The sequence below is a fragment of the Micromonospora sp. NPDC005806 genome, assembly GCF_042871425.1.
Classification (GTDB): Bacteria; Actinomycetota; Actinomycetes; order Mycobacteriales; family Micromonosporaceae; genus Micromonospora.
Genome location: NZ_JBIAIL010000021.1, coordinates 43,979 through 63,941 on the forward strand (window position 1 = coordinate 43,979; position 19,963 = coordinate 63,941).

General features: G+C 75.8%; 15 protein-coding genes. 4 read left to right on the forward strand and 11 right to left on the reverse strand.

Annotated elements, in window-relative coordinates; all coding sequences use genetic code 11:
• Nucleotides 1-305: 305 nt before the first annotated feature.
• A complete protein-coding gene (locus tag ACFYOS_RS21580) occupies nt 306-560 on the reverse strand; it encodes a hypothetical protein (protein ID WP_387144320.1) in 255 nt (84 codons plus the stop codon).
• A 5-nt stretch (nt 561-565) separates the two neighbouring features.
• Between ACFYOS_RS21580 and ACFYOS_RS21585 the strand changes: the two genes are divergently transcribed.
• The 4 genes from ACFYOS_RS21585 (at nt 566) to ACFYOS_RS21600 (ending at nt 7,274) form a co-directional block, all read left to right on the forward strand.
• Nucleotides 566-3,304: a DUF4157 domain-containing protein gene (locus ACFYOS_RS21585; RefSeq protein WP_387144323.1), complete on the forward strand. Its 2,739-nt coding sequence runs from the start codon at nt 566-568 to the stop codon at nt 3,302-3,304.
• 10 nt (nt 3,305-3,314) lie between these two features.
• Complete coding sequence (locus ACFYOS_RS21590) at nt 3,315-4,157, forward strand: hypothetical protein (protein WP_387144325.1); 843 nt, start codon at nt 3,315-3,317, stop codon at nt 4,155-4,157.
• 18 nt (nt 4,158-4,175) lie between these two features.
• The gene (locus tag ACFYOS_RS21595) at nt 4,176-6,503 is read left to right on the forward strand and encodes an AAA family ATPase (RefSeq protein ID WP_387144327.1); all 2,328 of its coding nucleotides are present in this window, start codon (nt 4,176-4,178) and stop codon (nt 6,501-6,503) included.
• A 297-nt stretch (nt 6,504-6,800) separates the two neighbouring features.
• Complete coding sequence (locus tag ACFYOS_RS21600; protein WP_387144329.1) at nt 6,801-7,274, forward strand: hypothetical protein; 474 nt, start codon at nt 6,801-6,803, stop codon at nt 7,272-7,274.
• A gap of 10 nt (nt 7,275-7,284) precedes the next feature.
• Here ACFYOS_RS21600 and ACFYOS_RS21605 read toward each other — a convergent pair whose 3' ends face one another.
• The 10 genes from ACFYOS_RS21605 to ACFYOS_RS21650 form a co-directional block, all read right to left on the reverse strand.
• Nucleotides 7,285-7,854 carry a hypothetical protein gene (locus ACFYOS_RS21605; RefSeq protein WP_387144331.1) on the reverse strand — a complete coding sequence of 190 codons (570 nt, stop codon included), beginning with the start codon at nt 7,852-7,854 and terminating at the stop codon, nt 7,285-7,287.
• Nucleotides 7,851-8,174 (reverse strand): hypothetical protein, encoded by a 324-nt coding sequence (locus ACFYOS_RS21610; protein ID WP_387144334.1) that lies wholly within the window; start codon nt 8,172-8,174, stop codon nt 7,851-7,853. Before ACFYOS_RS21610 ends, ACFYOS_RS21605 begins: the two co-directional genes overlap by 4 nt.
• A gap of 1,037 nt (nt 8,175-9,211) precedes the next feature.
• On the reverse strand, nt 9,212-13,630 hold the full coding sequence (locus ACFYOS_RS21615; protein WP_387144337.1) for a DUF4157 domain-containing protein: 4,419 nt from the start codon (nt 13,628-13,630) through the stop codon (nt 9,212-9,214).
• On the reverse strand, nt 13,627-14,118 hold the full coding sequence (locus ACFYOS_RS21620) for a hypothetical protein (protein ID WP_387144340.1): 492 nt from the start codon (nt 14,116-14,118) through the stop codon (nt 13,627-13,629). The genes ACFYOS_RS21615 and ACFYOS_RS21620 overlap by 4 nt, the downstream gene beginning before the upstream one ends.
• A gap of 12 nt (nt 14,119-14,130) precedes the next feature.
• Entirely contained in the window at nt 14,131-16,311 is a 2,181-nt protein-coding gene (locus ACFYOS_RS21625; RefSeq protein ID WP_387144342.1) for a hypothetical protein, read from the reverse strand.
• A complete protein-coding gene (locus ACFYOS_RS21630; RefSeq protein WP_387144344.1) occupies nt 16,308-17,951 on the reverse strand; it encodes a hypothetical protein in 1,644 nt (547 codons plus the stop codon). The genes ACFYOS_RS21625 and ACFYOS_RS21630 overlap by 4 nt, the downstream gene beginning before the upstream one ends.
• Nucleotides 17,920-18,141, reverse strand: coding sequence for a hypothetical protein (locus ACFYOS_RS21635; RefSeq protein WP_387144346.1), 222 nt, complete (start codon nt 18,139-18,141; stop codon nt 17,920-17,922). Before ACFYOS_RS21635 ends, ACFYOS_RS21630 begins: the two co-directional genes overlap by 32 nt.
• 10 nt (nt 18,142-18,151) lie before the next feature.
• Entirely contained in the window at nt 18,152-19,372 is a 1,221-nt protein-coding gene (locus ACFYOS_RS21640) for a phage baseplate assembly protein V (protein WP_387144349.1), read from the reverse strand.
• Nucleotides 19,369-19,575, reverse strand: coding sequence for a hypothetical protein (locus tag ACFYOS_RS21645; RefSeq protein WP_387144352.1), 207 nt, complete (start codon nt 19,573-19,575; stop codon nt 19,369-19,371). Before ACFYOS_RS21645 ends, ACFYOS_RS21640 begins: the two co-directional genes overlap by 4 nt.
• Complete coding sequence (locus tag ACFYOS_RS21650) at nt 19,572-19,913, reverse strand: hypothetical protein (protein WP_387144354.1); 342 nt, start codon at nt 19,911-19,913, stop codon at nt 19,572-19,574. The genes ACFYOS_RS21645 and ACFYOS_RS21650 overlap by 4 nt, the downstream gene beginning before the upstream one ends.
• Nucleotides 19,914-19,963 lie beyond the last annotated feature (50 nt).

Below are 19,963 nucleotides of genomic sequence, written 5' to 3' on the forward strand. Positions count from 1 at the left end.
GATCCGCCGAATCTCGGCCAGCAGCTTCTGCTCCCGAGCGGCGCGGCCCGCCGACCAGCCCTTCGACCGATCCAGCTGATCTTCTTCTGCAGTCACAATGACAGGCAACGATGTCGTTGCACGGCAACTAACAGTCGTTACAGGCGTTGGAGGTGGTTTGAGTGCGGGGCAGGCTACTAGCCCGGCTCACTGGCGGTGCCGCTCTCCTCGGTGGCCTCCTCGTCGCCGTTTACGCCGTGCTCGCCGCCCGCATGCCCCCCGGCGGCGTAGTGGGGCCTCGGGACACCAGCTCAATTGGTGGGGAGTCAGGTGAGCTGGCGTGGGTAGCTATCGGCTCCGATCGTGCGGTTGGTTGCCAGAGCGAAGTACAGATTCTCGGCCCGCAGGGTCCGGCTGCGCCTGACCGAGCCGGACGCCATCGAGCGCCCACGGTCCGCCAACCAGCGCCGCACGGTGAAACTGCGCCAGTCGGTGGCAGAGGTGTCCTTGAACAGCCGAACGTCATGATCGAGCTGGGCGGTCAGGGCCGTCCGCCGAGTCCGCACGGCAGGGAAGGGCATCGCGCATGAGCGTCGCCGTCGCGCCCTGCGCGGCGCCACTGCGCGCCCGGGCGGGGACAGTCTTGACCGGCATGGTCGCGGTCCCAGCCGCGCGTACCCCGGTCGAGGGCCCGGTCGGCGCGAACCGTCCGGCGGGTGCCGCGTTCTGGGCGGGGCAGGCTGCCGCCGGGTACACCCCGGCTCCCCCAGCCGGGGGAGCCCGATTCGGTCCGGGCCAGGCGCTGCCGGCGCATGCGGCGGCCGGGTTCGGCCGCGCGCTCGGGGCCGACCTGCGCGACGTCCGGGTGCACACCGAGTCGCCGATCCCCATGCAGCACGGCGCTAGGGCGGTGACCGTGGGGCGCGACATCTCCTTCGCGCCGGGGGCGTACGCACTTGGGACCCCCGCCGGGCAGCGGCTCCTTTGCCACGAGCTGGCCCACGTCGTCCAGCAGGACGGCGGGACCCCGGGGCTGCAGGCCAGCGGACGTCCGGCTGCGGGCGACGCGCACGAGCACGAGGCCGACGCGGCCGCCGACGCCGCGGTGCGGGGCGAGGCCGCGCCCGGGCTGAGCGCCGTCCACGCGCCCGGCGGGCAGGGCGACACCGGCCCGATGTGCCGGGTCGGGCAGCCCGACGACCTCGACGAGCGGGCCGGGGTGTGCCGGGCGGAGCAGGCCGACCCGGCCGCGCTGAGCTGCTCACTGCCCGCCCCGGCGCCGGAGCCGCTGCTCTCCTCGACCGGGCCGCTGGCTCAGCGGGTCGCGGCGTTCAAGGCACTGGTGCGCACCACCGCCGTGCTGCGGTTGCGGAGCAACCAGGTCAACCTCGACCAGTGGTCGACGCTGATCGCGAGCACGCTGCCGGTCGGCGACCTCGCAGGCGCCGGCATGATGCTGGTGGGCGGCCCGCACGCGGCCCGCGAGCTGCAGACCATGCGCGACTTGCAGAGCATCCACGACCCCGGCGTGCGCGAGCTGCGCGCGCAACAGGCCGTCGGCCACTTCCGGGCCTGTACCGGCTGCCACATCGAGAACCAGCTCTGGGGCACCCGGAGCGACCGGCAGCGCTCCGGCGGCCGGGAGTGGATGTCGCCCGACGAGCAGCGCGCGACCCCCCTCGGCTACCGGCCCACGGGGATCCAGGAGGCCCGGCTGAACTGGATGTTCCCCGACCTCGACAACTTCGACGCGCAGCTGGAGCGGGCCCGGCCGGTTCTGAAGGCCCTCGGCCCGGAGGGGTACCAGGTTCTGACCGCCGAGGTGCTGGAATCGCCCACCCCGGACGCGATGGGCTGCCGGATACGGCAGGCGATCCGCGACCGCCGCGACGGCTACGAGACCCTGATTGGCAAGATCAGCGGCGGCGACCTCGGCTACGAGCACTTCGGGCCGATCGTGCGCGATCTGCTGCCCGCGGCGGACGTCGACGTGCGGGCCGCCATCCAGAAGGAGATGGACGACCATGCCTTCTGGAGCACGGTCGAGGCCGTGGTGGTGGGCGCGTTGACCATCGCTGCGCTGATCATGACCGTGTTCCCGCCCACCTCGGCGGCCGGGCTGGCCGCGATGGGGATGATCGACATCGGGTTGGCCGGTTATGGGCTGGCGACGGGCCCGGGAATGTACCGCACCGGTCGGGCCTACGCGCTGGGGACCGGCGCGAACGACGTGTTCTCGCGCGAGCAGCAGGAGGCCGCCGGGGCGATGATCCTCGGCGGTTTCTTCTCCACCGTGATGGCCCCGCTCGGGTTCCTGGGCGGCGTGAGCCGGATGGGGCAGGCGGCGGCGAAGTTCGGCACCGACACCACCGCGCTCACGCTGGCCGGGCGCGGGGCGCTCGCCTTGGAGGCTGGCGCCGACGTGCTGAGGGTGGGCCAGACCGTGCAGCGCGGCCGCTACATCCTCACCCTGGCCGAGGACGGCGCGCTCGTCGTGACGCTGGCCGACCACCCCGAGATCATGATCATCGTACGGAATGGCACAGCCACCGCCTACGAGGTCACCGGCACGGGGTTGCGGATGCTCAAGACCGGACCCGTGCCGAGCGGTTTCGGGGCCGGGGCCGGCGACGGGCAGCTCCTGCTCGGCCCCGGGCAACCGCTGCTCACCGGGCCCGGCGAGTCGCCCCTGCTGCCCCCGGTTCAGCCCCGGCTGCTGCCCGCACCGACGCCCCCTGCCGAGCCGCCGGTGACCGTGCTGCCCTCGACGGGCCCGCAGGCGGGGCAGCCGCCCGCGTACCTGCTGCCGATGGGCCCGACCGGCCAGGGCGGGGTGATGCTGATGGGTCGCGGCCTGATGCCGGCCGACTTCGGGCTGCGCACCATCGCCGAGGACCAGCAGCTGCTGCGGCTGTGGACGGATGCGACGCGTGACGCGGCGACCACAGGGCGGGCCAACGCGTACACCCGATATCTCGACGCGGTCGGCAACGGCACGGTGACCACCTGGACGAGCGAGCAGCTCAGTGAGGCGTTCAACGCGGTGAACAGCCGGTTCCTGGCCGCCGCCCGGGGGGCGGGCCAGGACGTGGCCACCGTGCACCACTGGAACTTCCCGAAGTCGGCCAATCCCTACTCGATCACCGACCCTCGACACCTGGTGCCGATCTACGACACCTCGGCGATGCGCGGCGGCTGGCACCCGCTGCACCAGGGCGGCCTGCACCCGTTGACCACGTCCAATCCGTTGCGGCCGACCGCGGGACCGGTCGACCCGGTGCACGCGATGGACCTCACGCGGTACTTCACCCCGGTGCCGCAGTGACGGGGCCGCCGTGACGCCGCCGCCGACCGGAATCGACGCCTACGCGCCCGTGTTCACCGACGCGGGCCTGCCGGCGGCCGCGGGCGCGGTGGCCGCCGGCCGCGTGGCGCCGCCGACGATCGACCTGGTCCCGGCGCTGCCCGGGCGCACCTATCCGCCCGCCCTGCTGCCGCTCTGGGTGCGCCCGAGCGACGGCCTGCTGACGGGATTCTGGTGGCACCCGCTCTCTGGCGACGCGCCCACCGGGGTCACCGTCGCGCCGGCCGCCGGCTTCGTGGTGCGCGAGTACGCGCGCGACGCGGAGCAACTATTCGCCCGTGCCTGCCTCACCGCGCTGTCGGTCTGGGGTGGGCCGATCCCGAGCGTCGCCGCCTTCGCCGCGGCGACCGGCCTCGACCTCGCCGCGCTCGATGCGGTCTCGCTCGCGATCGGCGACGACCCGGCCGCGCTGGCCAGCGTCGGGCCGTTCCGCGGGCGCGCGCCGCTGTCCATCGCCGAGGCCGCCGGAGTGCGTTACACCGGCCCATTCCCGGCCCCGGAGGCGGCCGGTGACGACGCCCGGCTGCGCCGCACGGCGGGGCTCGAGGTGGGCGAGGAACTGGCCGCGCGGCTGCGCGGGCGCACCGGGACGCCGGCGTGGCTGCGCGGCGGCGACCCGGTCCCGGTGTTCGCGGCGCTGCTGGACGCCGGCGACCCGGCGTCCGCCTGGCTGGCCCTGAACTCCCCGGGCTGGCCGGTGGGCGCGGCCCGGGACGCCCTCGCCCGACTGAGCGCGACGGCGGGCGACGCCCGGGTGGAGCACCTCGCCACCGCCTGGGCGGCCCAGCCGCACGACGGGTACCCGGGCTACTGAGGTGGGGTGCTGACGGAGATGCCGCCGACAGAGGTGCTGCGCCGGGCGCTGGACGCCCTCGATGAGGCGCTGCTGGCCGCGTGCGACCGCGAGGAGGCCCGGGCCGTCCTGCTGGCCGGCGACGGCGCGCCCGGCTGGGCGGGCGTGCGCAACCTGATCCGCCCCGGCTACGCGGCGCTGAACCCGGCCGGCCCGACCCGCCCGGCCGGGCTGCTGCCGGCGTCCCCCGGGCACCCGCTGCACCGGCTGGCCGCCGCGATCGGGTTGGACGAGACGGATCTCGACGTGGTGCTGCTGCTCGCCGCACCCCACCTGGAGCCCCGCTACCGGGCGGCCTACGCCGTGCTGCACGACGACCTGACCCAGCCCGCGCCGACCGACCGGTTGGTGCGGGCCGTGCTCTTCGCCGACGATCGGGTCGCCGCCGGTGCGCGGCTGGTGCGCGCGGGGATCGTGCTGCCCGGGGCGGGCGACTGGCCGCCGCTGGGGCGGCCACTGCACCTGGCCGGCGACATTGTCGCGCTGCTGCGCGGCGACGCCGAGGCGCCCGGCGGGCCGCTCGTCGCGGGCACGGCCGACATCCCCGGGGGTGCTGTGGAACCGCGCGCGCTGTTGGTCGTGCACGGCGCCGGCGACCGCTGGGGGCAGGCCCGGGCGCTGCTGCCCGCCGAGCACGACCTGCTCGCCGCCACCAGCCCGGGCGAGCCCGCCGACGCGCTCACCGCCGCGCGTGCCGCCTGGCGGATCGGGGCCGCCCGCGGGGCCGTGCCGGTGATCGACCTCGACCCGCTGCCGGACGCCGCCGCGGCCGTGGTGGCCAGTGAGCTGCAGCGCCTGGTGGAGGAGTTCGGCGGACGGGCCTGGCTGCTGGCCCGCCGCCCGCTGCCGCTGCCGATCCCGCACGTCGAGGTGGCCCGCCCGGACTGGGACGCCCGCCGCCGAGCCTGGCTGGCCGCGGCCGTCGCCGCGGGCCTCGAGCTCGACGACGAGGCGGCCGGCGCCCTGGCCACCCGGTTCCGGCTGGGCGGACCGGAGATCCGCCGCGCGGTGGCCGCGGCCGACCCCCGGGCGGGGGTCGCCGGGCTCCGGGCGGCGGCCGCGACCCTCGGCTCGACCCAGGTGCGGCACACCACCGGCCGGGTGCCCGACCGCAGCTTCGCCGACGTCGTGCTGCCCGACACCACCCGGGAGGCGCTGGAGCGACTGGTGTTCTTCCTGCTGCACCGCGACCGGGTGGCCCGCCGCCGCGGCCTGGCCACCGGGCTGGGGGTGGAGCGCGGGCCGGTGGTGCTGTTCTCGGGCCGCTCGGGCACCGGCAAGACGCTCAGCGCCGAGGCCGTCGCCCAGGCGGTCGGCCGGCCGCTGCACACGGTCAACCTGGCCCAGCTCGTGAGCAAGTACATCGGCGAGACGGAGAAGCACGTCGACGAGGTGCTGGACGCCGCCGAGACCGCCTCGGCCGTGCTGTTCTTCGACGAGGCCGATGCGCTGTTCGCCACCCGGCACGAGGACGCCTCCAGCGCGGGCGAGCAGTTCGGCAACATGCTGGTCGGGCACCTGCTGCAGCGGATCGAGACGCACGACGGCCTGGTCATCCTCGCCACCAATCTGCGGCACGCGATCGACGAGGCGTTCCTGCGCCGGTTCCACTTCCGGATCGAGTTCCCGCTGCCCGGCGTCCGCGAGCGGGCGGCGATCTGGGACCTGCTGCTGCCCGCCGAGCGCGCGGGCGACGTCGACCTCGACGAGCTGGCCCGCGAGCACCGGCTGGCCGGCGGCGACATCCGCAACGCGGCGCTGCGCGCGGTGTTCCTCGCCGCGGCGCGCGGCGAGCAGGTCGGGCACAAGGACCTCGACCGCGCGGTCGCGCTGGAACTGCTGGAGCTGGGCCGGCTCTCGCGCCGCCGGCGGGACGGCGAGCCCGCCGACCGCGGCGAGGTGCTGCGCGCCTTCGTCGACGATCTCGACGCCTACCTGGAGGAGGAGCTGCGCGGGCGGTTCCTCAAGGAGATCCACCTCGTGCACGGCTCGCCGACCGACGAGCGGCTGTCGGGCAAGCGTCCGGCGGTGTCGGTGGCCTTCTTCCGGATCGCCTCCAGGCGTGGCCAGGGCGGCCTGCGGGCCGGTTTCGTGCTGTCCGCGTGGTCGCACGTGGCCGAGGAGGAGGCCGAGCTGCTCGGCGTGGTCGACGACGCCCTCGCCCGGCTGCGTCCGGCGCCCGTATGCGGCCGGACGACCACCGTGCGGGTGTCGGAGAGCAACGACTTCGACCTGCTGCACCGGTTCTGGAGCAGCCACGGGCACCCGGTGCGCCCCTCGCTGGTGCTCGACGTGGAGATCGGCTGATGGAGCCCTCGCCGCCCGCGGCCCGGCCAGGCGCGACGGCGCGACCGGCGATCGCGGCCCCGCCCGGCCCGGAGTCGCGCGCGCACGTCGCGGCCGGCTTCGGCTGCGGTCCCGGCCGGGGGCCGGGCCCCGACGCTTCCGGCCCCCGCCGCGCTGCGATCGCCGCATCCCGATCAGGCCGCCGTCCGGACCGCGGCCCGGGTCGTGGAGCGGGTCGACCACCCCTGCGGGACCGTGGGCGCCTCCGCGGTGAACGGGCGCACCGCCGTCATCGAGTACATCGGGAAGTGATCCGCCGTGGCGCGGTACATCGTGTTGCAAGGCACGTCGTACTGCCCGGTGCACGCAGGCCCGGTGGACGTCGAGGTGCAGGTGCCGCTGATACTGCCGCCCGAGGGAACCCGGACGTGGGCGCGCATGCCGGGCGACCTCGCCCCGCTTGAGGTGCCGCGGCTGGTCGCGCTGCTGGTCGCGCTGCGCCCGGAGGTCGATCCCTACCAAGCAGATCCCGATCGGGGAACGGCCCTGATGCTGTGGTTCTGCCCGCCGTGCAGCGAGTACCGCTGGGTGCGCCTGGAGCTGGAGACGGCCCACGGCGGGCACGCCCGGGTCGGGCCGCCGGTACTGCTGGCCGGGTCCGCGGCTGACCTCGCCGATGCCGACTGGGCCGACCCCGACCTGCTCGACCTCCTGCTCGGGCGGGGCGCGCCGTGGCCTTCTCCGCTGCCCGCCGAGTCGCTGCGGGCCGCCCAGGACGCCGCCGGCCGGTGACCCCGGCGAATCAGGACCCGTCAGACAGGTCAGACGGGTCTGGAGCGTGCAGGGCCTCACCCAGCGGCGTACCGGCCGCGCGGCCGGACGGTAGGGGCGACTCCGCGGCCCAGGTGGCGACCAGGATGACCCGGCCCGCCGGGCCGCGGCCCATCACCCGGGTCACCACCCGGGCTGTCTCGGTGCCCGCGCGGGCCCGCTGCTCGTTGTCCGCGTCGGGTTCCGCACCCGCCCAAGCGACGGTCCAGCCGGCCTCAAGGCCGTCGACCAGCACGCGCAGCCAGGTGCCCGCCGGGCCGTCCGGGTCCGCCAGCGGCGGCTCGACCTCCAGCCAGGCCACGGGGTCGAGTTCGACCGGCCCGATCGCCGCCCAGCGCTGCACCAGCTCGGCGGCCAGCCATGCCGCCTCCTCCTCGGGCAGCGCGTCGAGCCGGGCGCGTGCGGCGGCGTCCTGCAGGCGCTCCAGCGCCTCACGCCCCTCGGCGAACCGGTCGGCCGCCAGCAGGCCGTCGAACTGGCCGTCCAGCCGCGCGGCCAGCGAGGTGACCACCCGCTGCAGTTCGCGGTGGGCCGCGCTCACCGCCCCCTCCGCAGCGCCCGGTCGAGGAAGCCGGTCGCCACCGCCCGGCGCAGCCGGACGACGTCGGCCGGGTCGAGCCCGACGACGGCCCGGCCGGCCTGCACGCTCGTCGCGGCCGGGCGGCGGGGGCGCACCCGGACGGCGGGGACCGCCTCCGCGCCGTCCGGCCCGGGGGTGGTCGCTCCGGGGAGGGCGGACTCGCCTTCGGGACCGGCCGGGAGCGGCCGCCGTGTCGCGTCGCGGTGCGGCCCGGCCTGGCGTACGACCGGACCGGCCGGCCCGCCGGCTGGGGGCTGCCGGCCACGGCGCGGCTCCCGCACGGCACCGAACCGGTCACCCGGCCGGTGCGAGCCATCGCTCCGGGCGGCCGCACGACTGCCCGCGTCAGGCGCGGAGGGACCCGGCCGCGGCCGGACCGGACGCTCGGGCGGACCCGGGCGACGGCGTCCGAGCGGGTCGCGACAGCGGCGCTCGCGCAGCTCGTCCGCGCGGGCGCGGCGGGACCCGTCGGGCACCGGAACCCGCCGCGGCCGGACCTCCGGGGCGGGCGCCCGGTCGCCGGACGCCGCGTCGGTGAGGGATGTGTCCAGGCCCGATCCGTGGACACTCGGTCCGTCGGCCTCCGGCACGCGTCGCCGGGCCAGGGGCGTCCCGGGGCCGGCCGGCGCCGAGGTGGCGGGCAGGCGCACCGGCGGGGGACCCACCGGTTCGGGGGGCGGGTCGGCGGGCCCGTCCCCGGGTCCAGCTCCGGGCCTGTCTCCGGGGCCGTCCTCGGGCGCGGTGTTCGGGGGCCGGATGGCTCGCCTGCCCGGAGGCGCGCCAGCGGGCCCGGATCGCAGGTCGATCTCAAGGGTCGGTCCGGCGGACCGAGCGTCGCGGGAACCCTCAGTGCGCCGGGGATTCCGAGCAGCTCCCGGGTCGGTCCCGTCCGTGTCGACCGCGTCCGGAGAGCGGGGGCGGGCGGGGAACCGCGCCGGGCCCGCGGTGGCGCCCGGCGAGGCGGCGCCCTGGATCAGCGGTCCGGCGGGCGCGGACCCGCCCCGAAACCGGGTTGTCCACTCCTGCGGCGTGAGGGCCACGGACGATCCGGCCTCGGCCGCCGCCCCGGGCGGCCCGGTCGGCGGCAGCGGCGGCGGCACCCCCGGATCGACCCCGTACCCGCCGGAATCGTCTCCGGGGTCGAAGGGTTGGAGTATCCGGCGAAGGTCGGCGAGCAGCGCCAGTACGGCGTACACGTCGTCCCGAGCGCTCACGCCACCGACCTCCTCGAGCCGCGACGCGGCCGACGTCCCACCTTAACCGCCGGGTGCGGCGACACGCCCGATCAGCGCAGTGGTACCGCATCGGCAGCACAGCATCACCGCACCGTGAGGTCGTGCCCGCCGGTCTTGTCCGGGCCGTCGAGGTGGGTGAAGTCGAACCGCACCTCGCCGAGGTGCTTACCGGTGGAGTCGCAGCGCTCGAACGACCCGTGCTGGGTGTCCACCGAGTACAGCTCGCCGTTGGGGTGCCGATAGACGCTGCGGTTGTTCAGCGAGCTCAGCCCGGCGTCGTAGATCATCCGGTTGGCCGCGGCCACGTCGCCCGCGACCAGTTCCACCCGGGCCACCCGCTCACCCGGCGGCAGCGTCCGGATGCTCGCGTAGAAGGTGGCCGCGTCGAAGGCGGGGCGGGCCCCGGCCGGGCGGGCCGCTTCGGTGGTCAGGGTGCCTAGCAGCGTCGAGGCCTGGGACTCGATCTCCAGCGCGCGCTCCGAGGCGGTCAGCGCCGTCATCCCGCCGCTGCGGGTGGAGGAGTCGGGGCTGAAGTCGAGGAACGCGTCCCGCTGCCGGCCGTAGTCCACCCGCAGCGCCCGCACAGCCCCGGCGAACCGGTCGCGCAGCGCAGAGTTGCGCTCCAGCATCGCCTCCACCGTGCGCAGCCGTTGGTCGGCCCGGGCCATCGCCGCGGAGTCCCGCAACGGCAGCCCGGTGCTGCCGCCCCCCGCCCGCAGCGTGCTCTCGGCGGCGACGAAACCGCGCCCGGCGTCGTAGGAATCGAGGTTGCGCTGGTACAGATCGAGCTGCCGCTCGATCCCGGCGATGTCGCGGTCGACGGTCGCCCGCTCGCGAACCAGGTCGGGTGACCCGGAGCCCATCAGGCGCTCGGCCCGCGCGTCGACGGCCACCTGCCGCGCGTACAGCTCACCGAGGATGGTGTTGAGCTTGCGCACCTCCAGCCGCGCCTCGAAACCCGCCGTGCCGTAGGCGGGATGGCCACTGATCGCCTGCCAGACCCGGCTCAGCAGCTGCCGCACCCGGCCCAGCACCCCCTCGTAGCGGCGCAGCTCGCGGACAGTCTCGACATGCCGCCGCACGTGCTCGGGGCCGGCGTCACGGCCCACCTCCACCCGCAGGCCGCCCTCGTCGCCGTAGCGCACCCGGACGGCGTTGCCCGCCTCGCTCGACTCAACGATCGGCACTGACGCCAGGTCGGCGGGCAGTTGCGCGCGCAGGGCCGCGGTCTCGGCGGCCGTGCGCGGGCGGCTCTCGGTCAGCGCCGCAGCCCGGTCGATCCCCTCCTCGTGCCGGCCGGCCAGCGGGGCCTCGGCGGCGGCACCCGTCTCGGCCCGGCTGACTCCCTCGAGGCTGTCGCGGAACGCGCGCAGCGCCTCCAGTTCGGGGTCGGAGCGGTCGGTCCCGCGGGACTCGTGCTCGGCGATCCGCGCGTCCACCTCGGCGAGCAGCGCGTCCCGGGTGGCCGGGTCGGCCATCAGCGGGTGCAGCGCGTCGGCCAGCTCGCGCGGGGTGCTCGGACGGTGGCCGCGCTCGACCATGGCGTGCAGCCCGGTGGTGGCCGCGGTCATCACGAGGTTGCTGAACAGGTCGGCGGCGTCGCCCGCGACGGTGCGAGCCATGTACCCCCAGGCCCGAGCGCGGGCCAGGGAGTCGGCGTCCGAGGCCTGGTGGCAAAACGCGGCCACGGAGATCAGCGCGGCCACGTTGCTGACCCCCTGCGAGGCCAGGTAGGCGCCGTAGGCGTGCGCGGCCAGCTCGCCGAGCGGCCCGAGCGCCTGCAGCGTCGACATCACCGCCGTCACCTTGATCGCCTCCTCGATCATGGAAGCGAGCGTGCGCGGATCGAGCAGCGCCATCAGCTGGGTGCCGACGCCGTGCTCGGTGTCGGCGATGGTGAAGATCGCGGCCAGCCGCCAGCCGATGTCCTGGTGCTCGGCGAAGAACCGGTCGAGGTAGCCCTGCAGGTCGCCGCGCAGGGCGGCGATCAGCGTCTCCGGTCCCGGCGGGCGGTGCCCGGGGCGCACGCCGCTCTCGGCGCGGGCGGCGGGGAGCTGCTCGGCGAGGGTCCGGACCTCGCCCGGCGGGCGCGGGGTGAAGGCGCCGCGCAGATAGCGGTCCTCCGCGGTGGCCGGCGAGGCCTCGACCCCGCCGCCGCGGGTCGGCATCGACCCCAGCGGGGTCAGGCCGGAGCGGGGCACGTGGGTCGCGGCCAGGGTCGCCGTCTGCTGCTGGGCGGCCAACAGGTAGGCGACCACCTCTGGGCTGAGCGTCCGCTGCTCGCGCGCCACCACCTCGCCGAACGGCTCGTGGACGTCGGTCAGGTAGGTCCAGCCCTCGCGCGCGGTGACCTCCTTCACCCCCAGCAGCGGGACGTCGCCCTCGCCCGTGACCAGGCCGAGTCGCCGGGCCTGGGTCGGCTGCAGCGGGGCGGGCACCGCGGACACCGCCGTCGCCGCGGCCGCGGTGTCGCTCGCCCGCCGGCTCGCCAGCGTCGTCCGGGAGAGCACCTCGCCGGCGGCGGTGGGCTGGAAGGTGCCTGCCCCCGTGTAGATCTCGCCGAACCGGTACGTCAACCGGCCGGCGCTGCCGGTGACCTCGGTGCGCCGCCGTAGCCGGGCGGCGGTGATCTGGTCGGCGAACTGGTCGGTGCCGCCGCTGGTCATCGCGCCGGTCATCAGGTCGACGCTCAGCCTCATCAGGTAGGCCCGGGCGAACCCGCCCTCGACGGCGACCGCGCTCGAGCCGACGTCCAGGCCCATCAACCGGTAGGGCTCACCCATCATCTCCAGCGCCAGCTGCACGGAGGAGTCGGTCTGCTCCTGGTTCGGGCTGTACAGCCCGAACCAGCGCCGGTGAACCGCCGCGAACTCCTCCAGGGTGTAGGCCGGGTGCTCGGGCACGACCTGCCCGCGCAGGCTGGCCAGCTCGGCCCGCTGCGCCCGGATCCGGTCGCCCAGCTCGCCGGCCATGCCGCGCTCGGCGGCGTCGGTGGCCGCGGGGAACGCCTCGCCCGGCTCGACCACCGTCTCCGCCTCGTCGGGCGCCCCAAGCGCCTGTTGCGGATCGATAGCGACCCGCTGGGCCCCGAGCAGGGTGACCTCGTCGCCCCGCGCGCCCCGGGTGGTGGCCTCGTCGGCGGCCTGACGGCGCAGCCGGGCGATCTCGGCGGCCCGGTCGGCGACCGCGGCGTCGAGCGCCGTCGGGCCGCCGCCCGGCGCGCCGGCCGTGAGCAGAGCGTTCAGCAGCAGGGCCTGCCGGGCCCGCTCACCGATCTGCGCACCGAGCGCGCGCCGCTCCTCCTCGTCGTCGGAGTCGGCGAAGTCGCGGCGCAGCTGGATCAGCTCGGCGATGGTCCCCTCCAGCTCCAGGCGGAGCAGCGCCGTGCCGTCACGCAGGGTGGTGCCAACGGCGTCAAGGTCGGTCCACAGTTGTGCGACGGCGTCGCCGACGTGCTGCTGGTCGTCGGGCAGGGCACTCGCGGCTGCCTGCGCGAGGTGGTCGGCGACCGTGCGGGCGGCGTGCCGGGCGCCGGCCGACGACTCGAAACCGCCCGCCCCGGAGGCGGTCGCGTGCAGCTGGGCGAGCCGCCGCAGCACGCCGGGCAGGGTGACCTCGACGGTGCCCTGGGGCGGCGGCAGCGCCAAGGTGGTCGCGATGTCGGCCGTCTCGTCGACCACGCCGCCGGCGCGCTCCAGCGCCGCCGGGTCGCGCCCGTGCAGGCCGTCGTGGACCGCCGTACGCACCAGGTCGAACAGCGTCGCGTCGTCCCCGCCCAACCCCAGCCACACCGCCAGCCGCACCCCCGGGCGCAGCGTCTCGGCCGCCTCGTCGATCACCTGGCGGGTCGGGTCGTCGGTGTCCTCGTCGCCGTCCCCGTGCTGCTCGGGCCGGTGCGCGTCCGGCCCCGGTGGCCCGGACGGCGCCGCCCGCCGCCCCCGGACCCCCGGCTCGAGACGCCCGCCCGCGGCGAACACCCGCGCCACCCGGACCGCCTGGCGTTCGGCCGGGTCCGCGACGTCGGACGCCGTTCCGCCGGGCCGGCCCGCCGCCGGCCGCACCGCGCCGACCATGCCCTGCTGGACGACGTGGGTCAGCTCGTGCGCCAGCAGCCGGTCACCGGACGGCGTCCCCGGCCGGAACGCCCCGGCCCGGAAGTGCACGTCGCCGCCGACCGTGACCGCCTCGGTGGCGCGCTCGCGGGCCAGCCCGTCGCCTGCCTCCTCGGTGTGCACCCGCACGCCGGACAGGTCGGTGTCGAACGCCGCCTCGAACCGGGTCCGAACGCCGCCGGGCAGCGGGGCACCGGCCGCCCCGGCGGGCGCGGCGCGCGCGGGCCCGGCGGGCCGGAACGAGCTGCCCGCGGGGGCGGGAACGGCCGGAACCGCCCGGGCGGGCGCGGCGGCCGGCGCCGCCCTCGGCACCCGGACCGGGACGGGCCGGGTGGCCTCGGCGGCCGACGTCTCGTCCGCCGTGTCCGGAGTGGCCGGCCTTCGGCTCACGGCTCGATCCGCCGGTGGACGACGATCACCGTCTTGCCCGGCGCGGCGCGCTGGATGGTGGCCCGCAGCTGTTCGAGGTAGGCGCCGAGGGCGGCGTCCATGGGCACGTCGGTCATCACCGTGTACACGTAGGCGGCCGGGTTCGGCGCACCCTCCCACTGGGTCAACTGGTCGAGGTGGTTGAGCACCTGGGCCTGCTTGACGGTGGCCCGTGCGCGGTCGGCCGCGGTGTAGGGACGGCGGGTCACCTCGAGCACGTACACGACGTCCTGAGTGGGGTCGTGGATCCGGGCGCCGGCCGGGCTGCGTCCCTCGCCCTGGACCACCGCGATCGCGTCGAATTCGACCTTGCCCGACGTGCCCTTGCGCGGCGAGAACCGCGGCCACACCGCGACCCGGTCGAGGATGGACGGCTGGCGCGTGGTGCGGCGGGCCTCGCCGGCGCCGGAGAGCCGGCGGCTGATCACGACCTGCGCCGGCTCCGTCATGCAGACCCCCAGTCAGCCGCGCGCCTGCGCGGTCCAGTCGTCGAGCAGGCCGGCGGCCGCGCCCAGCTCGAGTTCGCGGTCCACCCCCGCCGGGCCGGGAGCGGCACCGATCGCGGCGAGCACCTCGTCGCCGAGCGGGTGCCCGACCGCGAGCGAGGCGAGGTCGAAGCCGGCGAAGTCGCGGCGCAGCGTGATCGGGGCGGACAGGTCGACGGTCTGCCAGGTCCGCCGAACGGTGAGCAGCACCAGGTCGTCGCGCGGCGCGCAGAGCAGGCTCGGCTGCCCGGGCCGGCCGAGCACGGCCGGGTCGGTGGCCAGCAGCGCCGTCCGCGAGGTGTCCAGCTGCTCCAGCGCGCTGCCGGGCAGCCAGACCGCCCGGTCGACCTCGATCACGGTCTGCACGGTGCGGGTCGCGTCGGGGTCGGTTTCCGGCGCGTCGGGATCGCGCGCGGTGCCGCGCAGCAGCAGCAGCTCGCCGGGCCGGGCCAGCAGCGGCAGCGGCGAGGGACCGGAGCGGTCCCACCACTGCTCGGGCACCCCGTGCAGCACGAAGGACGCCGTGTTGGTGGCGATCTCGCCCCACCAGACGGGCTGCTGCAGCGGCGGTCCCGGGGGCTCGGGCACCACCACCGGAGCCAGCCGGAGCGCGGCCTCGACCCGGCCGAGCAGCAGGGCGAGCTGGCTGGCCAGGGCGACGGCCTGCTCGACCAGGCCGTCGCGGGCCGGGTCCTGGGCGTAGCCACGGCGCAGCTCGGCGATGCCGATCGGGGCGCTGCCCGCGGCCAGCGCCGTCCCCTCCGCCACCTGGCCGGGCAGCCCGGGGACGCCGCCGTCGACGTCCGGCGGCACCAGCGAGACCCGCAGCGGGGTGGTCACGAACGCCAGCCGGTCGACGACCCGGGTGACGCCCAGGACGAGCGCGGCCCCGGTCCGCTCGCCGGGCAGCACCACGAGCTGGCCGGCCTCCACGATCTGCGCGAGCGGGCCGGCCAGCGCGGCGGGGGCGTCCACCACCAGCCGGTTCGCGGCCACCGAGACCGGCCCCGGGAGGACCATGCCGGTGCCCACGAAGGCGCCGGCCTGCCCGGTCACCAGCTGCTGCAGCGAGGTCACGAACGGCGCGAGGAAGCGCCGGAGCGCGCGGTCGAGCATCCGGCCCCGGCGGGCTCGCAGCGCCATCCACTGCAGCACCCCCGGCCACCAGCCGGCGAAGGTGACCTCGAGCATCCGCAGGATCCGCAGCGACCCGCCCGGGTAGGCCAGCCGCTCGGCGACGGCGGCGCTGAGCTCGACCCCGACGTCCCCAATCTCGGGGGGTGCGCCGAAGAGGTCGGTGAGCGGCACGGTGCGCCCGCCGTGCGGCAGTGCGGCCCGCACGGCTGCGGCGCTCGTGCGCAGCCGGTCGGCGAGGTCGTCGGACGCCTCGTCGACCCCCTCCTCGTCGAGCACCTGCGCGGCGGCCTCGAGGGCGGTGGCGTCGCCGGCGGCGGCGACCGGGAGCTCCCCGGCCGCCGAGGAGGCCAGCGGCGGCCGCGGGTCCAGGCCACGCACCGTGAGACGGCGGTCCCTCACCAGGTCCGACCACGTGACCACGTTCTGCTTCTCGTCGGGACCGGGGGGCGGGTCGAGGGTGGCCTTGCGCCGGTTCTCGATCGGGAACAGGTTGCTGTCCTGGTCGTCCTTGAGCGAGACCGGTGCCTTGGGGCCGATTCCCGCCCCGCCCGCCTCCGTTCCCGGATAGGACGGCACCCGGATCAGCTGGAGGTGGCCGTCCAGCTCGGCGGTCAGCGTGCCCCGGACCGGGGCCAGCCATACCGCCTCGGGAGCGGCGTCGGATCCCGGTGAGCTCGCCAGATTCGCCGCCGCCAGCTCGATCTCGTCGGCACCGGGCAGCCGGGCCGTGCGCACCCCCGCACTCCAGGCGTCCAACCCCACCCACTGCCGCTTGTCGGCGTCCCAGCCGGTGGTCGGCAGCCCGGCGACCACCGGATCGCCGAGCACGGCGTCGGCCCCTCCGCACGCCCGGCGCACCCGCTCCAGCGCCCCGGCCGCGCCCAGCAGCGCGAGGCTCTTGCGGGCGGCCACGGCGTCCTGGTCGCGTGCGCTCTCCAGCCGGTCGACGAAGGCGTCGACCTGGCGCCACATCTGCTTCCAGTCCTCCATCTGGGCGCGCAGCCGCCGGGCGTGCTTCACGGCGCGGGCCGCCGGGTCTCGGCCAGCGAGCGGTGGCCCCGCCCGCGGGCGGTGCGGTACGCCTCGAGCTCCGAGACGACCAGCGGGTCGAGCGGCGCGCCTGCGCCGGCCAGCGTCTCCACCTGGCGCATCACCTCGTCGCGGGCCCCGGCCAGGGCGTCAAGCACGTCGTCCCCGCTCACCGAGATGTCCTTCAGCCCGGCGAGCGCCTTGTCGTGCTCGGCCCGGATCCGTTCCCGCTCGTCCTTGTAGGCCTCGCCGGCCGTGTCCATCAAGTCCTTCATCCGGTCCCAGGCCTGCTCGGCGGGCCGCCCCGCCGCCGCGAGCTGATTGCGCGCCTTGCGGACGTCGGCGGCCAGCGCGGCCTTGGCGTCGTCCAGCGGGCCGGAGACGCCGAACAGCTGCCAGATCAGGCCCGGGCCGAGGGCGTACAGCCCGGTCGAGGTGCCCGCCAGCAGGCAGACCCCGCCGATGCACAGGCCGGGCACCTCGGTGCCGTCCGGGTTGCGCCCGGGCCGGTCGGCGGCGTTCAGGAACCCCTGGACCAGCCCCTCGACGCCGTCGTGGGTGGCCACCGCCAGCACGTGCAGGCCGGTGGCGGTGAGCGAGCGGATCATCTCCACGATCCGGGTCAGCAGGTCGGCGATCTCCACCAGCAGCTGGATCTTCGCCCGGATCACGTTGATCAGGTTCTTCAGCAGCCCGACCACCGAGTCCAGGTTGGCCAGGATGGTCTTCAGCAGCTCAGGGGCGCGCTCCAGCTGGCGCAGCGGGTAGTCGGGCGGGCCGATGTCGCGCAGCTTCCACGACTTCCAGTCGGGGGCGGTGGAATGCCCCCGCACCCGCCAGTCGTCGGGGTCGGGGTGCAACCACTTCTCGAAGCCCGGGTAGTCGTGGGTGCCGAACTCCTTGACGGCGTCGCGCAGCTTCTTGTCGTCGACCAGGGTGCCGAGCATGTTCAGCAGCGGCACCAGGTCGACCATCTTGGGCGCGGTGGCGACCACGAACACGGCTTCTACAGTGGCGCCGTCGGAGAAGATCGGCCGGTTGCCGTCGCCCGGGTCGTCGAAGGACGCGCGGAAGGTGGCGGCCCAGGCCTCGAACGCGCCGACCGCCCGGCGCGGGGCCACGGTGTCGCCGGCCTTCCAGGTCGCGGGCTGGGCGGCCGCGGCACCGAGCTTCTCCAGGGTGGCCTTCCACGAGGTGACGCCGGGCACGTCGGAGTAGACGTAGGCGCCGGTGGAGAGCAGGTCGTCGACGAACGCCTTGAGGATCTTGTAGGCCGCCAGCAGCATGGCCCGGATCGGGTCGGGCAGGTCGAGAAGGAAGACCGCGACGGCGTCGAGGATCCCGGCCACCACCTTGAGCACGGCGGCCACCGCCTCCAGCGGCGTGGTGGCGACGGTCAGCGCCTCCTGGACGCCGGGGATCTGGCCGAGGGTGAAGTTCGACCAGCGCGGGCCGCCCGGATCGGGGTCGGCGGAACCCCCGGACGCCGTCCCGTCGTCGGGCAGCATGACGCCGTCGACCGCCGAGCGGGCCACCCGGTATGCCTCGACGACCTCGTCGGCGATGTCCGGGCAGTGCCGCTGGAGGATCTCCTGCAGGTCAGCGGTAACGTCGCCGCCGTGCGTGGCCACGTCGCGCCTCCTCCCCGCGCACCCGCTCCTGCTCGGCCAGGGCGGCCAGCGTGGCCGCCTCCTCGGCGGCACTCAACGCGGCCGCCTGGCGCAGCAGGTCGCGGGCCGTCTCCAGCCGGGAGATCAGCTCGCCCGCGTCAAACCCGCGCCAGCCGGTGGTCACCGTGCGCGGGGGCACCTCGTCGTCCATCGCAACCTCCTCAGCCGACCGGGAACCGCTTGACGAAACTGAAGTAGGACAGGTCCATCACGGGCGTCATCGCCGCCCAGGCGTCCATCGCCGGACCGTACGCGAGGACCGTGATCGGATTGAACGCCTTGGCGATCTGGGCCAGCATCGTGAAGTGGATCGCCAGCCCGTCGCCGAGCACCATCGGTGAGGTCGCCATCAGCCCGCCGAGCTGCAGCATGCCCAGCCGGGTGTTGATCGAGACGTTGCCCAACCCGGCGTCGACCGAGAAGGCGTTGATGCCCAGCCCCGGGCTGGCCGCCACGATCGAGGTGGCGCTCGCCGACACCGTGCTCAGGCCGCCGCCCGTGCTCAGCCCGATGCCCGAGCCCGTGGTCAGCTGGTACGCGCCGTCCACGGTCTCGGTCACCCCGCCGTGCACGGTGCGGGTGGACGGGCCGGTGAGGGTGACCGTCTCGCCGCTGCCGTCGATCGAGCGCGAGTAGCCGCTGCCGATCGTCTCCACCAGCGACCCGCCGTAGCGGCGGGTGTAGTCGCCGTCGACCTTCTCCTCCGTCGAGCCGCCGACCTCGTAGGTGGCCGAGCCGGAGACCTTCTCGGTCAGATCGCCGTCCACCGTGACGCCCCGGTTGCCCTTGGAGAGGGTGCGCTCGTTCGCCACGACGGTGGATACCCCGCCGGAGTCGAACGTCATCCGGTTGCCGTTGGCGTCGCAGATCTCCAGCACGCCGCGCTCGTCGTCGAAGACGATCCGGTGACCGCTGGCCGACTTCAGGATCCGGACCTTGGGGTTCGCGGTGCGCGAGGGCCGGTCGTGCCGGGGCACCTCGGGCGGCCGTTGCGGGGTGCCGCTCTCCGGGACGGCATCCTGCAGCGCGGAGCGGGCCACCTCGCGCGCCGTGGAGTCGGGACCGCCGACGTCCGCGGCCTGCGGCGACCCCCACCACATGCCGCTCCAGATCGGCCGGGAGCTGTCCCCCTCCTCGAACTCGATCCACACCCCCGCGCCCTGCTCGGGCACCACGAACAAGCCCTGGTCGGGGCCCGCGTACGGGGCGGCCGGCATCGCCCAGCCGGTGGGCGTGTCCGGTCCCAGCAACCGGGGCACGAAAGCCTGGATGCGGCCGAGGTTCTCGGGGTCGTCGACCCGGTGCACGTACCCGCGGTACTTGCCGAACCAGCTCTGGTCGAGCCGCTCGGCCAGGTTGCTGAGCATTTCCTCGATCCTCATCGCTCCGCCTCCTCGTCGTGCACCCGGACACCGGACACGTCGCCCAGGTTGAGCACCGTGCGGCTCGATCCGTCGGGCCGCTCGACCACCAGCGCGTCGCCCTCGATGTCGGTCAGCCGGCCCACGTGCACCTGTCCGAGCGTCGTGAGCACGAGCACCACCTGGTCGGGTCCGATCGCCTCGAGCTGGTCGCGCAGGCTCACGGCAGGCCGTCGCGCAGATGGGCGAGGACGAACCGGCGGCCGTCCAGCTCGTCGACGTCGGCCTGGGCGCGGTCGGCCCGCAGCCGGGCCCGGGCCGCCTGCACGGTCTCCTGCAGGGTGGCCGGGGCCGGCGGCGCCGGCAGCCGGCCGAGCCGGTCGCGCCACGCGTCGAGCACGTCGGCGCGCAGGTCGACCCGCAGCCGGCCGAGGTCGAGCGCGGCGGCCAGCACGGCCGGCTCGGCCGGGGCCGGCGCCGCGGCGGGCGGCTCGGCGAGCGGGAACGCGGGCACGACGCCGGCCAGCAGGTGCATGGCCTCGAAGTGGTCGGGCGGTGGCATCCAAAACACCTCCGGAACAGGGGATTCGGGTCGGGACGGCGGGTGGGGAC

Coding starts and splice junctions, on each gene's coding strand:
- ACFYOS_RS21635 (WP_387144346.1), bottom strand. CDS start 18,141: ATGGACGACGAGGTGCCCCCGCGCACGGTGACCACCGGCTGGCGCGGG.
- ACFYOS_RS21620 (WP_387144340.1), bottom strand. CDS start 14,118: ATGACGGAGCCGGCGCAGGTCGTGATCAGCCGCCGGCTCTCCGGCGCC.
- ACFYOS_RS21580 (WP_387144320.1), bottom strand. CDS start 560: ATGCCCTTCCCTGCCGTGCGGACTCGGCGGACGGCCCTGACCGCCCAG.
- ACFYOS_RS21595 (WP_387144327.1), top strand. CDS start 4,176: ATGCCGCCGACAGAGGTGCTGCGCCGGGCGCTGGACGCCCTCGATGAG.
- ACFYOS_RS21640 (WP_387144349.1), bottom strand. CDS start 19,372: ATGAGGATCGAGGAAATGCTCAGCAACCTGGCCGAGCGGCTCGACCAG.
- ACFYOS_RS21585 (WP_387144323.1), top strand. CDS start 566: ATGAGCGTCGCCGTCGCGCCCTGCGCGGCGCCACTGCGCGCCCGGGCG.
- ACFYOS_RS21650 (WP_387144354.1), bottom strand. CDS start 19,913: ATGCCACCGCCCGACCACTTCGAGGCCATGCACCTGCTGGCCGGCGTC.